At 44.5% G+C, this 16,635-nt stretch carries 12 protein-coding genes; 6 read left to right on the top strand and 6 right to left on the bottom strand.

Annotated elements, in window-relative coordinates; translation table 11 throughout:
- The first annotated feature begins 3 nt into the window (after positions 1 to 3).
- On the top strand, positions 4 to 963 hold the full coding sequence (locus tag JMY02_RS01755; protein WP_201594584.1) for an AEC family transporter: 960 nt from the start codon (positions 4 to 6) through the stop codon (positions 961 to 963).
- 114 nt (positions 964 to 1,077) lie between these two features.
- Here the strand turns inward: JMY02_RS01755 and JMY02_RS01750 are convergent, their stop codons facing one another.
- From JMY02_RS01750 to katG, 5 genes are all read right to left on the bottom strand, one after another.
- Complete coding sequence (locus JMY02_RS01750; protein ID WP_021814690.1) at positions 1,078 to 1,230, bottom strand: hypothetical protein; 153 nt, start codon at positions 1,228 to 1,230, stop codon at positions 1,078 to 1,080.
- Between the two features lie 30 nt (positions 1,231 to 1,260).
- Positions 1,261 to 2,280, bottom strand: coding sequence for an LLM class flavin-dependent oxidoreductase (locus tag JMY02_RS01745; RefSeq protein WP_201594582.1), 1,020 nt, complete (start codon positions 2,278 to 2,280; stop codon positions 1,261 to 1,263).
- A 256-nt stretch (positions 2,281 to 2,536) separates the two neighbouring features.
- Entirely contained in the window at positions 2,537 to 5,056 is a 2,520-nt protein-coding gene (locus JMY02_RS01740) for a glucose/quinate/shikimate family membrane-bound PQQ-dependent dehydrogenase (RefSeq protein WP_201594580.1), read from the bottom strand.
- Positions 5,057 to 5,259: 203 nt separating this feature from the next.
- A complete protein-coding gene (locus JMY02_RS01735) occupies positions 5,260 to 6,189 on the bottom strand; it encodes a LysR substrate-binding domain-containing protein (protein ID WP_201594578.1) in 930 nt (309 codons plus the stop codon).
- Positions 6,190 to 6,623: 434 nt separating this feature from the next.
- The gene (gene katG / locus JMY02_RS01730) at positions 6,624 to 8,810 is read right to left on the bottom strand and encodes a catalase/peroxidase HPI (protein WP_201594870.1); all 2,187 of its coding nucleotides are present in this window, start codon (positions 8,808 to 8,810) and stop codon (positions 6,624 to 6,626) included.
- Positions 8,811 to 9,578: 768 nt separating this feature from the next.
- Here katG and JMY02_RS01725 point away from each other — a divergent pair.
- The 5 genes from JMY02_RS01725 (at position 9,579) to JMY02_RS01705 (ending at position 15,952) form a co-directional block, all read left to right on the top strand.
- Positions 9,579 to 11,210 carry an AmpG family muropeptide MFS transporter gene (locus JMY02_RS01725; protein ID WP_021814684.1) on the top strand — a complete coding sequence of 544 codons (1,632 nt, stop codon included), beginning with the start codon at positions 9,579 to 9,581 and terminating at the stop codon, positions 11,208 to 11,210.
- A gap of 66 nt (positions 11,211 to 11,276) precedes the next feature.
- A complete protein-coding gene (prmC, locus tag JMY02_RS01720; protein WP_201594576.1) occupies positions 11,277 to 12,158 on the top strand; it encodes a peptide chain release factor N(5)-glutamine methyltransferase in 882 nt (293 codons plus the stop codon).
- Between the two features lie 226 nt (positions 12,159 to 12,384).
- A complete protein-coding gene (locus JMY02_RS01715; RefSeq protein ID WP_201594574.1) occupies positions 12,385 to 13,179 on the top strand; it encodes a HesA/MoeB/ThiF family protein in 795 nt (264 codons plus the stop codon).
- 76 nt (positions 13,180 to 13,255) lie between these two features.
- On the top strand, positions 13,256 to 14,608 hold the full coding sequence (locus JMY02_RS01710; RefSeq protein WP_201594572.1) for an ABC1 kinase family protein: 1,353 nt from the start codon (positions 13,256 to 13,258) through the stop codon (positions 14,606 to 14,608).
- A 93-nt stretch (positions 14,609 to 14,701) separates the two neighbouring features.
- Positions 14,702 to 15,952 (top strand): YbfB/YjiJ family MFS transporter, encoded by a 1,251-nt coding sequence (locus tag JMY02_RS01705; RefSeq protein WP_201594570.1) that lies wholly within the window; start codon positions 14,702 to 14,704, stop codon positions 15,950 to 15,952.
- Between the two features lie 5 nt (positions 15,953 to 15,957).
- Here JMY02_RS01705 and JMY02_RS01700 read toward each other — a convergent pair whose 3' ends face one another.
- Positions 15,958 to 16,446: an Lrp/AsnC family transcriptional regulator gene (locus JMY02_RS01700; RefSeq protein ID WP_201594568.1), complete on the bottom strand. Its 489-nt coding sequence runs from the start codon at positions 16,444 to 16,446 to the stop codon at positions 15,958 to 15,960.
- Positions 16,447 to 16,635 lie beyond the last annotated feature (189 nt).

The following is a 16,635-nucleotide window of genomic DNA, read 5'->3' as shown; positions in this document are numbered from 1 at the left end:
TTTATGATTGAAGCTATTATTTTTGCCATTACTATTGTCTTTCCCAACCTTGCTTTAATGGGGTTGGGTTTTTTTATGCAAAGACGCGGTGAGGCAAGTCAAACTTTTATTGATCAGTCATCAAGCTTTGTATTCAACTATTGCTTACCGTGTTTGCTATTCTTTAGTGTGGTCGATAGCGACGTCGACTATGGTAAGCAAATCACACTAATCTTGGTTGGTATCTTAGTCACGTTTATTCTGTTTATTGGGGCAGAGCTTTATGCCAAGCGTTATGTCAAACGACCTGCTGACCAAGGGGTGTTTGTACAAGGTATTTTCCGTAGCAACATGGCTATTATAGGTCTAGCGACCGTTTACAATGCTTACGGAGACGCAGGTTTAAGTATCGGTGCTGTCTATATGGGAATAGTCACGATACTGTTTAATATTTTAGCTGTCATTACCCTAAGCCGCGTATCCAAAAGTGCGGATGATACTTGGGTCAGTCGCAGTACTATGATTATCAAAAAAGTATTTACCAACCCGCTCATACTGGCATTATTAGCAGCATTTGCCTATAAGGCGCTGCCATTGCCACCGCTGACGGGTGTGATTCACACTACTGGTGATTTATTGGCAGCGGTAGCGTTGCCTTTAGCACTGATTTGCGCTGGTGCCAGTATTGATTTGAAGTCGATGTTGAATGCATCAGGGCTGTCCATGCAGGCCAGTATCGGTCGTATCGTGGTTGCGCCATTGGTAGCTATTGCGATTGGGTTAGCGTTTGGCTTATCAGGTGTACATATGGGCGTACTATTCTTGATGGTGGCATCACCAGCCGCAGCAGCCAGTTATGTCATGGCAAAGGCTATGGGTGGTAATGACGTGCTTGCGGCAAATATTTTAGCATTTACCACTGTCGTAGGGATGTTTGGAATGGCGTTTGGTGCCGCAGCGTTGCGGGCGCTTGGTTTGATGTAATAATAGTTTTAGTAAGGTGACTTAATAACTTTAACTCGATATAAGCATTAACTGTCGGCATGTTCTTATAGCACTAAAAAAGCCCTTTTCTCCAATCGGAGAAAAGGGCTTTTATTATCTTACATTATCATGATTGCGCTTGTCTTCTCGGCGCTGTTTGCGCTTTGGGCTAGTACGATATGTTACATAACCAGCAATAGCCATCACGACAATAAACGCTGCAATGTATAGAAATATCGATGAACCGATAAAAGTAGAGGGTTCCATAACCATTTTCTCAGTATAGTTTATCAATAATTATGCAAGCGTCTCATTGGATTGTAAAGTAAATAAGTTTAGCTCAGGTGTAAGTTCAAGTGAACGCATACGTGCTGCATGATCATGTACATTGGCAGTCACTATTAGCTCATCTGGCTGATACGTTGCCAAAAATGCAGCAAGTTTTGGTTCTACCGTGTCAACAGAGCCGATAAAGGAGACAGACAGCGCATTATCCACCATCATTTTTTCTGCTTGACTCCAAATGCTATCCATATCGTGAGTAGGTTTGGGCATCTGACCCTTTTCACCACGGCGCAAACGTACGAAACTTTGCTGAGCTGAAGTAAAGTGATAGTTTGCAGTCGCATCATCATCAGCAAGTAACAAGTTTGCAGCTACCATCACATAAGGCTTGTCTAGATAGGCAGATGGTTTGAAGTTCTCACGATAAGCAGTGATGGCTTGAGAAAGCATTTGCGGTGCAAAGTGTGAGGCAAACACATAGGGTAGCCCTAAATGAGCCGCTAAGGTTGCCCCAAACAAGGAGGAGCCTAATATCCAAATAGGAATTTTTGAATTTGCTCCAGGGAAAGCCTGTACAGGACTGTTATCTGTGTCATTACCCAAGAAATACATCAGTTCTTGCACGTCTTGTGGAAAACGCTCAGCATCCTTCATTTGCCGGCGTAGTGCCTGAAACGTAGCACCATCAGTACCAGGTGCACGTCCCAAACCTAAGTCAACACGGTCACCATATAATGCCTGTAATGTGCCGAATTGCTCAGCGATCACGAGAGGCGCATGGTTGGGTAGCATCACGCCGCCTGCACCAATACGTATGTGCTTGGTTTGACTACCGATATGCGATAGTAGCACTGAGGTTGCTGCACTGGCGATGCCCGGCATATTATGATGCTCAGCCATCCAATAACGATTTAAGCCAGATTTTTCTGCTTGCTGCGCGGTTTCAACCGTTTGGGCGATGCCTTCAGCGATAGTGTTTCCTTGAGGTACAGGGGCAAGGTCTAAAAAAGACAATGGGATTTTGTTACTCATAAGTGATCCAATAGAGTTATTAATTATTTTCTCTTGATATGCCCGTTATCAATCTCGATTTCAAGTCGTGTTACTGAGTAGTAATAATTCATAACAAATTAGCGTGAGTTGCTTTTACGCACTCTAATGGATAAAAAAATGAGGTTGATTGTTGGTATTTCATAAAAAAAGCAGGCAACCTAAGTTACCTGCTTTTTCGATTGGCTATTATTAAAGCGGCAATGAATCAAATCATTAATGCTTTATCAATATGGTTTTATTTAGATTGGTCACTAAGCTTATAGGCCATGACATAATCGCCAATGGTGGTACCCACTGAACCATGTCCACCAGCAACAAGTACTACCATCTGCTCGCCTTTAGAGTTCAAGTAAGTCATAGGCGTGGCTTGACCACCTGCTGGAATACGCACATTCCATAGCACATCGCCATTTTTCAAATCATAAGCACGAAAGTTGTTTTCGGTCGCCGCTGATAAGAATGCTAAGCCGCCTTTAGTGATGATAGGTCCACCGATACCAGGGACACCCAACTCCAATTTTAATGGAATAGGAGATAAGTCCTGTACCGTACCATTTTTGCGTTGATAAGCAATCTCACCTGTGGCTAGATCAGCACCCGCTATCGTGCCCCATGGTGGCTGCTGACAAGGTACGCCAAGCGGTGATAAAAACGGTCCCATTTCTACCGCATAATCTGCGCCTTCATTGGCATTCACACCTTGCTCACCTTTATTGGTTTCAACATCCCCAAGTGTTTCTTTAGGAATGAGTTTTGAGGTAAAGGCAAGGTAAGTTGGCATACCAAACATCACGCCATTTTCAGGATCGACTGCGATTCCGCCCCAGTTAAAGGTACCAAAGTTACCTGGATAGACTATGCTGCCATTCGTTGATGGTGGTGTATAACGACCATCATAATTAAGCTGGTTAAATTCAATCCGGCACATCATCTGATCAATCAGGCTGGCACCCCACATGTCTTTTTCTTTCAACATCGGTGGCTCAAAACTCAAACCAGAATAAGGCTGAGTAGGTGCGGCGTGTTCACCTGCAATAAGATAGCCTTGCGGTGCCTCACGTTCTTTAATTGGTACAATAGGCTCGCCTGTTGCACGGTTCAAGACATACACATCACCTTGCTTGGTCGGTACAACTAGAGCAGGTTGGACGCCATCAGCGGTATCTAAGTCAAGCAACGTTGGTTGAGCAGGGGTATCCATATCCCAAAGATCATGATGGACAAATTGCTGAACCCAGCGTGCTTCGCCTGTATTAATATCTAACGCGACCACAGAGGTTGCATATTTTTCTTCAGCAGCGTTGCGGTAGCTACCCAGCTGATCCGGCGTGCGGTTACCCATAGGGAAGTAAACCAAACCCAGCTCTTCATCAGCACTAGCGATCGCCCATGAATTTGGGGAGCTGGTTTTGTACGTCTGAGTAGGATCATTGACATCAAAAGGCGCGGTGTTGTCAGGATCACCTGAATCCCAGTTCCACAATAGCTCACCAGTATTGACATCATAAGCACGGATAACACCAGAGGGTGAGTTAACGTCATAGTTGTCATTGACGGCACCTGCCACAACAATCGTATTGCCTACCACTATCGGAGGCGACGTCGAATAGTAGTAGCCTGCCTGTGTAAATGGCATATTGTGCATCAAATCTAATGCGCCATCTTCACCAAAATCTTGACAGCGTTGCCCAGTATTTGGATCGAGTGCATATAGTTTGGCATCAGAAGTTGGGATAAATATCTTAGCATCGCATTGCTTAGATGCATTTTCAAAGGTATTACCAGCAATTTTTTGCACCATCATATCGCTGGTTGCAGCGGTTTTATTGCTGACAGCTGTATTGTTGGTGGTACTGCTTGTCTCATTATTAGCCACTGGAGGAGTGCTATTCGTGCCAGATTGGCCCGCATAGTAAGACACACCGCGACATGTTTGGTGTTGGCGTTGTAGGTTTTTTTCTACTTTTGGATCAAACTTCCATAATGTCTCACCAGAGTCAGCATTTAGTGCCATTACCCAGTTATGCGGCGTACATAAGTACAGCGCATTGCCGATTTTTAAAGGCGTTGCCTGATAAGTGGTTTCACCAACGTCATTAGGACCTTTAACATCGCCTGTTTGGATTTGCCAAGCGAGCTCTAAATCCTTGACATTGTCAGTGGTAATTTGAGTCAGAGGCGAGTAGCGCTGACCGTAGTCAGTACGACCATATGCGCTCCATTCGCCATCTGGCGTTTGCTGACCATTCGATAATGGGTCACCAAGATTTGTAGAGGAGTCTTTATCAGAGGCACTTAAATCAAGTTCACCTAACTTGTCCGTCGCGTTGTTTGCTAAGCTACCAAAGGAAAGCAGTGCACCTACCACCACGCTAGCAAGCAGACTCCAATAATAAAGCGGACTTTTCTTAACGCTGTTTGTGGTTGATACTTGAGCCTTATCCCCGCGCATCTTATTAGATACCCACGGCAATAACATTAATAGACCAAAGATCAATGGGAAGCCCACACGAGGTGCCAGTGCCCACCAATAAAAGCCAGACTCCCAAAGTGCCCACACAATGGTCACGACGATAAAGATCGCGTAGAGACCGTAAGCACTCCAGTGTTTTTTGAACAATAAAAATGCTGTCGCTAGCATGACAATGCCAGCAAAGAGATAGTATGGACTACCGCCTAAAGAGAGCAGATAAGCGCCGCCGATAAGCAAAGGGGCGGCAAAAACTGCCATGATGATCGCTACGAGTTTTTCCATGAGCGGTATAACCTGTTACGTAAAAGCAAATGGACATGCAATGATCGACACCCAGTAACCATTAATTGTCTAGGCGTCCAGCAATACATGCATAAATAAAAAACAAATCAAACGTTGAATAACGTTCTAGATTGTATTTTATCACTTATACATAAGCTCGGTAAAGGTAGGGTAAGGTAGGGCCAGCGGTTTAGCAGCCCTATTTAGTTGTCAAATTGTTTCTGACACAGCTCCATAAAGGCACGACCGTATTGTCGAATTTCCGCATCATCACGTACCGCCATCCAACTGGTAAAGCGTCCAAAATGATCCACTGGAATCGCTGTTAAGTTTTGATAATGACTCGGCTCAAATGCCATTTCTGCGATGATACCAATGCCAAGCCCAAGTCCGACATAGGTGCTAATCACATCCGCATCGAGCGCTGCTAATACAATATCAGGCTCTAAGCCGGCGTCTTCAAAGGTTTTATCAATCGCACCGCGTCCCGTAAAGCCACCGTGATAGGTTACGATGGGATAGCTGGCAAGCGTTGGTAGATCAATAGATTCTTGAGTGGCAAGTTCATGATCGCTCGGTACGATGACGCGATGCGTCCAGTCATAATACCGATAGCATCTGAGATAGTTATTATGGAGTAAAGACTCAGTTGCAATACCAATGTCAGCTTGTCCACGTATCACCATCTGCGCGATAGTTTCAGGATCTGCCTGTTGCAATATCAAATTCACTTTAGGGAAGCGCTCTTTGAATTCTTTCACCACTCGCGGCAACACGTAACGTGCCTGCGTGTGAGTCGTGGCAATGGTGAGCGTGCCGATATTAGGATTGTTGAAATCTAGGCTCAAATTTTCAATCGTACGTATTTCAGCGAAGATAGACTCTATATGTGGCATGAGTGCTGTGCCCATGGTGGTAAGCCCAGTCAATCGTTTGCCCTGACGAACGAAAACTTCCGTCTTAAGTTGATTTTCAAGCGCGGCGATATGTTTTGACAGGCTTGATTGGCTGGTGTGTAGTACGGTTGCGGCTTGACTTAAGTTATAGCCATTGATCACCGTATGCCATACTGTTTCCAGCTGTTTAAGCTGAATTTGTAAATGCCGCTGATTGACTACCACGTCGATTGCCATAACTTAATCCTATTGTATAGCTATACAGACCCTGTCTGTATGTGAAAGTAAAAATGTACGAATATGCCGTAAGAGCGTAGTGTAAAACAAAGCTATTATTCTTGTATATAATAAATAGCTATCAATTTATATTAATTAGGAATATGAAATTTTCATTATAAAGTTAAGTGATGACTGTAAGCAAAATAAATGACTACACAAAAAAACAGCTACCTTCTAAAAGATAGCTGTTCGTAAATTATGTATAGTTGATATTAAATAGAATGGATACACAATATTATGACGCGAAACTGGTACAAATTTTTCTTGCTTGCTGTGCCTTCGCAGCTCGATGCTGCAAAAAATTTATCCTAGTCTCACTGACCATTTTTTATGTTCACCTGACCATATCTAACCAGCGCTATTTGACCTAATAAAAAGAGATATTAGGGGTATTAGGCATGATCAAAGCGATCCGCATTCATCACTTTGCTCCAAGCATTAACGAAATCATGAACGAATTTTTCTAAATTGTCGTTTTGTGCATATAGCTCAGCGTAAGCACGCAATATAGAGTTAGAACCGAACACCAAGTCTACACGGCTGGCTTGCCATTTGGTGTTTCCGGTACTGCGCTCACGTACTTCATAAGTGTTTGCGTTACTGCCTGTGTCGTTTGTTTTTACTGGATGCCACGTGTAATTCATGTCCGTTAGATTAACGAAAAAGTCATTGGTAAGGATGCCAGCACGCTCAGTAAAGACACCATGTTGGCTCTGACCATGATTGGTATCTAGGACGCGCATACCACCGATTAGTACCACCATTTCAGGCGCGGTCAATCCCATCAATTGCGTGCGATCAAGTAGCATCTCTTCGGGGGAGACGGCGTAGTCTTCTTTGACCCAGTTGCGATAACCGTCGTGTAAAGGTTCCAAATCGGCAAAAGACTCTGTATCAGTCATTGCTGCTTCAGCATCACCGCGACCTGCTTTAAACGGTACAGTAACCTCTACACCTGCATCGTTTGCTGCCTGTTCAATAGCGGTATTACCAGCGAGCACAATCAGATCAGCCAAACTCACGTCTTTATCAAAGTCAGACTGAATGCTGGTCAATGTCTCAAGCACACGTTGTAACTGCTCTGGCTCATTGCCTGCCCAGTCTTTTTGCGGTGCCAGACGAATGCGTGCACCGTTGGCACCGCCGCGATAGTCTGAAGCGCGGAATGTGCGTGCGCTATCCCATGCAGTAATGATTAATTCACGGCGGCTAATGTCGCTGTCTAATATTTGCGATTTTAGCGTCGCAATATCATCAGCCGTCAGATCAGCATTGCCTGTAGGAATAGGGTCTTGCCATACAAAGTCCTCGCTTGGTACGTCTGCCCCTAAGTAGCGAGATTTCGGGCCCAGATCACGGTGAGTCAATTTGAACCAAGCTTTGGCAAATACCTCGTCAAAATACGCTGGTTCTTGATGAAATTTCTCTGAAATCTCACGATAAATAGGATCTTTGATCAATGCCATATCTGCATCGGTCATGATTGGGTTGCGGCGTACACTTGGATCGTGTGCGTCTAACGGGCGATCTTCTTCTTTTATGTCAGTCGGCTCCCACTGCCATGCCCCTGCTGGGCTTTTGGTTAATGCCCAGTTGTGGTTTAAAAGCAGCTCGAAATAGCCGTGATCCCACTGGGTTGGATTGGTGGTCCATGCGCCTTCGATACCACTTGAGACCGTGTCGCCTGCGTTGCCACTCCCTTTAGGATTACGCCAGCCTAAACCTTGCTCGGTCACATCTGCGGCTTCTGGCTCATCTTCTAATATAGTGGCATCCCCATTACCATGACACTTACCCACGGTATGTCCGCCTGCTGTTAAGGCTACGGTTTCTTCATCATTCATAGACATACGTGCAAAAGTGGTACGCATATCTTGAGCAGTTCTTAGCGGATCAGGGTTGCCATCGACACCTTCAGGGTTGACATAGATCAAGCCCATTTGCACCGCTGCCAGTGGGTTTTCAAGTGACTCGCGTTCTTCATCGTTTTCATAACGGTTTTCGGTAGGGGCAAGCCATTCGCGCTCAGAGCCCCAGTAGATGTCTTTTTCTGGGTGCCAAATATCAGCGCGACCACCCGCAAACCCTAAAGTTTTAAAGCCCATCGACTCATAGGCCATATTACCTGCCAAAATCATCAGGTCAGCCCACGACAATTTATTGCCGTATTTTTTCTTGATAGGCCATAATAAACGGCGTGCTTTGTCAAGGTTGACATTGTCTGGCCAGCTATTTAGTGGCGCAAAGCGTTGATTGCCCGTATTGGAGCCACCGCGACCGTCAGCATTACGATAAGTACCAGCCGAATGCCATGCCATGCGGATCATCAAACCACCATAGTGACCCCAATCTGCTGGCCACCACACTTGTGACTCAGTCATAAAGTCTTTTAGGTCTTGTTTAACAGCTTCTAGATCAAGCTGTTTAAAAGCTTCGGCATAATCAAAGTCTGCACCCATTGGGTTCGTTTTTTGGTCTTGCTGATGCAAGATATCTAAATTTAAGCTGTTTGGCCACCAATCGGTGGCGGCAGATGCCGTGGTGGTATGTGCTTGATGCATGACAGGACAGCCACCCATACTAGGGCGCTGCGGTGTGTGCGTTTGATCGACGTTTTCACTATGAATCGTCGGCCCTTTATCGTCACCTTGGTCGTAGGTTGTGTTGGTTGGAGCAGCGTCACCGCCGTCATGGTGATTCACAGGGCAACGAGCAGTATCTGGCGTCGCATTTTGGTCAGTTGGGGTGGGGGTCGAATCGGACATTTTATAACTCCTAGACTAGAATATTGAAAGAACAAACCGTTAATCGTGATAATTATTGCTTATGTATAGAGCATAGCTAAGCGCCATGCATTTATAAAACTAATAAATAAGAATTATAAGTTTTAAATTACCAATCATAAAGATTTGAGGGGTTGCCTCATCCAGTGTGTTACTAATACCATCCTTCACTCTCGATAATGAAACCCACACGACTTTTGTGTCTACCTACATATTACAATATTACACGGAAATAAATGAATTACCATATACCTTTAATGAGAGTAATAAAGAAAGAAAAGAGCAAGAAAAATAAGGGTCAATTTAACTTCGATGAAACACTAGTCTACGCTGCGTTACATGGAAAAAAGTAAGCCCTCTCTGAGATTTACAATCAAGCAGTTAATGCAAAAATATCTAGTCAAGGTAGACGTTCTCAAGTACCATAATTGAATTTTGTTGTAACGGTCGTATTTTTGCAACGTTAAGCAATTTATATCGATCCCTTTTATCGACAGTTGATCTGAATGATTGATAAAAATTGTGCGCAGTTGTGTTCTTTGTCTCAAGTGTTGGTGAGTTATTATGTCTGCTGTCAAATCTGTGCCACCCAATCAACCCGTTGCCAAAAAATCGTGGGGAGATGCGGCAAAAGCCTATCTCGATCGGCGTGCTATTATCATGTTGTTTTTGGGTTTTGTTGCTGGCATTCCAATTCTGCTTATTTTTTCGAGTCTCTCATTATGGCTACGTGAAGCAGGCATTGATCGCAGCGTTGTGACCATGTTCAGCTGGGCGGCTTTGGGCTACTCGTTTAAGTTTATTTGGGCGCCTTTAGTCGATGCTGTACCGTTGCCCATATTGACCAAACTATTGGGTCGTCGTCGCAGCTGGATATTGGTCGCTCAGTTATTGATTATTCTCGCCATCTGTCTGATGGCTAGTGTCAATCCAATCGATGAAAGCAGTCTGGTTTGGATGGCAGTTGGCGCTGTACTGCTTGGTTTTTCTTCTGCCACCCAAGACATCGTCATCGATGCATATCGTATTGAGCTGGCACCGCCAAGTCTGCAATCGGTACTATCAGCGATGTATACGGCTGGCTATCGTTTGGGTATGATTGTTGCGGGCGCGGGTGCACTGTATTTGGCTGACTATTTTGGCTCTACAGAAACGCTTTATAGCTATGAAGCATGGCGCAATACCTACTGGATCATGGCAGGGGTTATGGGTATTGGTGTGGTGACTACTCTAGTTATTCATGAGCCAGTGAGTGAACAGGTACGTGTGCCACGACAAACATCAGATTATACGCGTTTGGTCTTGGTATTTGCCTTGTCAGTGGTTGGTTTTGTCATGGTATTTGCCAATGTTGGTGCCATACTGCCTGAAACTGAGAGCGCGCTATGGGGCTTCTTGATTGAAATTGTACATTTGGCGTTGAGTTTGATTACAGCGTTAGTCATTGGTTATGCGCTAGTAAAAGTCGGATTGGTCAAAGAAGAGGTAGCAAAGGCGACTTGGGTTGAGCCTATTGCAGATTTTTTCCGCCGTTATGGCAAAAAAGCGCTGTTATTACTGGCGTTGATTGGTCTTTACCGTATCTCTGATATCGTCGCTGGCGTGATTTCTAACGTCTTTTATCTCGATATGGGCTTTACCAAAACCGATATTGCCAATGCTGTGAAATTGGTTGGGGTCATTATGGTGATTGCCGGTGGGTTTTTGGGCGGTCTGATGGCACAAAAGCTGCGTATGATGCAGGCAATGATGGTTGGTGCGATCTTGGCCTGTGTGACCAATTTGCTGTTTGTGCTACTGACCTATCATCAAGGCAGCTTGCCAGTGATGTACGTAGCTGTGATTTTTGATAATCTAGCCGCAGGTCTGGCCAGTGCTGTGTTTATCGCTTTCTTATCAGCACTGACCTCTATTCGTTTTACGGCGGTACAATACGCCATATTTTCTTCACTTATGACTTTATTGCCCAAGGTTTTGGGCGGCTATTCGGGCACCATTGTTGATAATATGGGCTATCCGTTTTTCTTTATCTTCACCTTTGCTATCGGTATTCCAATTTTAGTGCTGATTTATTTGGTGGATAAACATATTGTCATTGGTGATAACGATGATATCTACGGTGACAGTGATGACAAGTTAACCAAAGCCAATCCAAATCTGACGGATACCAAAGAACCACCGCGAGCGTCAGAGTAACTTAATCGGTATTTTTTTATGTATTCCAAAGCCCAAATATTCTAAAAGCAAGAGCAAAAGCAAGTGATGACAGCATTGACCATTCGGCAAATAAAGCAGCAAATTCAGCAGATGACGAGCAGTGATACAGCTATGCTACCGTCATTTTGGCTAACAGATTGGTTGTTGTATGTTATTGATAAGCCAGCGCTATTTTTGATTACTGATGAAAGCTATGAGCTGACGGACAGTGAGCTGGCGCAATTCAATGCAGGTGTGAGTCAGATGCAGCAGGGTACGCCGTTGGCCTATTTAACAGGTCAGCAAGCATTTTGGTCGCTTAGCTTTACGGTCAATGAGCATACTCTGATTCCGAGACCTGATACTGAGGTGCTGATTGAGCAAGTATTAAATTGGATAAATACCCAGTCAACCCACGCCAGTACTAAGCGCTTATTGGATTTGGGCACAGGCTCAGGTTGTATTGCCATCAGTCTGGCGCATGAATTAAAGCATGAGTTAAAACATGACAATTGGCAAGTGGTCGCTGTCGATTTATCGCTAGAAGCGCTCACAATCGCTCGGCATAATGCTGTTATGAATGATGTCGCTCATATTGAATTTATACAAAGCAGCTGGTATGACAAGCTCTCTACTCATGAGCCACAGTCATTTGATGTGATTGTCTCCAATCCTCCCTATATAGATGAAGCAGACGAACATCTAGCACGGCTAGTCGCTGAACCTATTAGTGCATTGAGTGCACCCAATCAAGGTTTGGCTGATATCGAGCATATCGTTCGGCAGGCTGCGCCTTATCTGAGCGCGGGAGGACTGCTAGCGATTGAGCATGGTTTTGATCAAGGCGCTGCTGTCCGTCAACTTTTTGCAGACAATGGCTTTGAGTCTGTAACGACAGTGCAAGATTATGGTGGTAATGATCGCGTGACGCTTGGTCAAAGCCAATAGCAAGATATATAGGCAAACTCTCTAATATAGTCAGGTCAACCTAAAAAAGGGTCAGCGAGGCTGGGATGAATTTTTTGCAGCATCGAGCTGCGAAAGCACAGCAAGCAAGAAAAATTTGTACCAGTCTTGCCCTATAATGTTGAGTATTCGTTTTATTTGGTATCGACTATAGTCAACAGTCAGATTTTGCAACAATGAGCTTTTTAATCATAGGTTTTGAATGAATATGGCGCAATCGTCGGATACAGAGCAACTATTAGACAGTGAGCTGCTGTGTTATGCGCGGCAAATATTACTTGATGGCTGGGATATGGATGCTCAGTTAAGACTCAAGTCGTCTCGTGTGGTCATCATTGGCGCAGGCGGCCTTGGATGTCCAGCATCTGAGACCTTAGTACGTGCAGGACTTGGGCAAGTTCATTTGCTTGATGATGATGTGATTGAGGCGAGCAACTTACAGCGGCAAACGCTGTTTTTGCCTGAAGATATTGGCAAACCTAAAGCCTTGACAGCTGCGACCATATTAGAGCGTATTAATCCCTTGATAGCAGCGCGCGGTACGGTGGCACGATTGAGTGAAGACAACGCTTATGAGTTGCTCGATATAGCGGTAGGTAAGCCTAATTTACTCTTAGATTGTACGGATAACTTCGCCACGCGTGACATTATCAATCGTATTAGTGTGCGCTACCAGATTCCATTACTGTCTGCATCGGCAATTGCGATGCAAGGTCAGCTGGCGTTGTTTGAACCGCATCTAAATACGGGCTGCTATCACTGTGTATTTGGCTCAGTAGTGCTTGACGAGCTTGATGATGAGCGTACTTGTGCCAATTCAGGTGTGCTTGCCAGCACTACTGCAATCATGGGCAACTTACAAGCCAATGCGGCTTTGCAATATTTGGGATTAACCAAAAATCCACTGACAAACAAGCTGCTATTATGGGATGGTAAGCAGATGCAGCAACGGCTGATGGGTTATCGCAAAGATCCGCAGTGTCCTGTCTGTAATGGTCATTGATCTTTATTAATCACTGACTGTTTAACGCATTTTTAGCTATTCCCAACCTTCCTTTTTATTACCATAGTTGTTTTTTATGAAGATTCATCGTCCGCATTTATTAAAGCATACGTTTAATGTTGTCAATCGTGTTCGCCAAACGGCTAGCGTTGCTGGTCTCTCGGCACTAAGAGTCGCAAGAGGTGAAAAGCCTGATGCGATGCTGATCAAAGAGACTTTTGAGCAATTAGGGACGACTTATATCAAAATTGGTCAGTTTATAGCCAGTACGCCGTCATTGTTTCCACGTGATTATGTCACCGCATTCCAGAGCTGTTTGGATCAAACCACACCATTATCTTACGCTTATATTGAGCAAGTATTAACAGAAGAGTTAGCGATTGATGGCATGACGCTTGATGATATGTTTGCGCATATCGACTCAAAACCGCTAGCATCGGCCTCTATCGCCCAAGTTCATGCGGCACGTCTACACAACGGTGATGAGATTGTGCTAAAAGTGCAGAAGCCTGGTGTCGAGACCATCATGCAGACGGATTTGGGCGTATTGCATGGCGTCACTAAATTGCTTGAACTGTTGATGCCATCGATGAAGTTTGCCAGTATTGCACCGATTATTGATGAGATTCGTCTGCGTATGCTTGCGGAAACGGACTTTATCGCTGAGGCACAAAATATTCGTGATTTTCAGCAGTTTTTGGCGGTATCAGGCAACACCCGTGTGGTTGCCCCAGAAGTGTATGAGGCGCTAACGACGAAGCGGGTGCTCACGATGAGTCGCTTATACGGTGTCTCTATGGTAGATGAGTCGTCGATGCGTCAGTACTGTGCTGATCCTGCGCAAGTCATGGCCGATACTTTGAATACATGGTTTGCCAGTCTCATGCTGTGCAATAGTTTTCATGCCGATTTGCACGCGGGTAATTTAATGCTGCTCACCGATGGCCGTATTGGCTTTTTAGACTTTGGTATTGTCGGTAAATTAAAAGCAGAAAGCTGGCGCGCGTGTATGGGTATGATGCAAGCGATGCAAGATAATGACTATCAAGCGATGGCGCGTCACATGATTGATATGGAAATGACTCATGGTGGCAATCAAGTTGATGTGGTGGCGTTAGGAAGTGATTTGCAGCGTATGATGAAGACCATCATGGCAGAAGACAAAGCCTTTACCAGTGGTGTGCCTTTTAACAGTAAAGAGCAAGCCGATGAGCTTAATACCATGATGCTCGAAATTGTCGATGTTGGTAAGCGTCATGGTATTCATTTTCCACGTGATTTTGCTTTATTGACCAAGCAGATGTTATATTTCGATCGGTTCATGCGTACGCTTGCACCTGATATGGACATGTTCAGCGATCAACGCGTGCAAATGCTCGGACAAACAGAGGCTGAGACGAATACAGCGCCAACGTTGAATGTTTCCTAATTTTTTATAATGTTTTAAATGTTCTACTCGTTATTGCTTTCGAATGTTTTAACACAAAGGATTGTGTGCTAATTGCCGCAAAATGGCTCTGTCATGAGGACTGCTTTCAAAAGCCGTGCGTTTCCTGCTATTACCAACGAGACAGCCATTGCATTTATAGGTCTCTATTGCATGGCAGTCGTCATGGGCTACGGACGCTTTTTGTTTACCGCCACCTTGCCTGACATTATGGTGCAACTGTCGCTTTCGACGACGATTGCAGGCTGGCTCGCTTCTATTAACTACATCGGTTATTTTGTCGGCGCACTCATCGCTATGTTTGTTCCTCAGCGCTCGACATGGCGAGCAATGATGCTTTGGACGATAGTGAGTGTCGTGACGACGATGCTGCTGGTTGTGCCCGATATGTCGTTAAATCTATGGTATGTCATTCGGCTGTTGGCAGGAGTCGCAAGCGGGGTGGCGATGATTTTAAGCTCATCCTTCATTATTCAAAGCTTAAGCCCAGCTCGCCGATCTGTGCTTTCGGCAGTACACTATGCTGGTATTGGTGTTGGGATCAGCGCCTCTGCTATTCTGACTTGGTGGCTGCTGGTATTGGGCTATCATTTTGATGTCATTTGGCTGGTGGCGGGGCTAAGTAGCCTGCCGCTTTTATGGTTACTGTACGCTATAAAACCTAAGAAATCCGATCTTACGGATTCGAATCATCCTATCCCCCGTCTATCGATATATCAAACGTATTTGAGCTTTAAAAAATCCTTGTATGACTCTGTTGCTGGTCATCATAAAGCCATTGCTTTATTGTTAGCAAGTTATGTGCTGGCAGGTTTTGGTTATATTACGTCGGCGACTTTTTTGCCAGTTATGGCAGCACAGCGGTTAACGACGCAGACTTATGCTGGGTTAGTTATTTGGCTGGTTGTGGGGATTTTTGCAACGCTCTCTAATCCTTTGTGGGGCGCACTTGCCAAACGAATTGGTGAAATAAAAACCTTAATAGGCTTGACTGTATTACAGGCATTGGGGATGTGCTTGCCGATATGGTTCGATGGTGCTATAGGTCTGTACGGCAATGCCGCGATATTAGGACTGACTTTCGTTGGTATGGTATCAATGACCTTGACCTTAATCAAAAACATCAATCCAACTTACTCAAACTTGCTGATAGGACTGGCTACATTGGCCTATGCACTAGGGCAGTTTTTGGGGCCATTGGTAACAGTGGCATTGGCAGGGGAGGACGGCAATTTTAATGCAGGGCTATTGGTTGCTGCTATTGGGTTGATTGTTGGTTTAATATTACTGTTACTATTTCGTCGACAATCAACGATAACTGCTTAACCTGCCTAAATCACACTACGACTGAACACTTCTCGCAGCTCAAAGCTGGTATGTACTTGCGCGACGCCTTCGATACGATTCAGTCTATGTAATAAAAACTCCTCATAATGCGCCATATCGCGCACCCGCACTTTAATGAGATAGTCCTCTGTGCGACCCGTGACAATACTACAGCTGACGACTTCATCAAAGCTTTGAACCTTTGTTTCAAATTGTTCAAAACGCTCCGCAGTATGACGATCCATACTAATAGCAATAAATACCGCCAATGGGTAGCCCAGTTTTTGTGCATCCGTTTTGGTATGGTAGCCGGTAATAATGCCTGCATCTTCTAAACGCTTAATGCGGCGTGCACAAGGAGTGGCTGACAGGTTAACACGTTCGGCAAGCTCGGTAATACTCATACGCGCCTGCGTTTGTAATAAGCGCAATAACTGTCTATCGGTGTCATCTATATCGGCTAAAGATGTGTTATCAAAATGACTGCTGGGCATGATTTATTATCTCATTAGTGAATTCATCTAATTATAGTAGCTCATGCAGATTTTTTCACTAAAATAATGTTAAATTTAATGAAATAAAGCTGATTTCTCTGCTGTAAACTTTGCTATTATAATGGTATAAACATGGGTTATCTCTTATGATAAACAGATGATCTAATCGCCAGCCACCAGCTAAAAATA

The sequence above is a fragment of the Psychrobacter vallis genome, from assembly GCF_904846715.1.
GTDB lineage: Bacteria > Pseudomonadota > Gammaproteobacteria > Pseudomonadales > Moraxellaceae > Psychrobacter > Psychrobacter vallis.
Note: the sequence above shows the minus strand (reverse complement) of the source record. Positions and strands in the feature narration are given on the sequence as shown.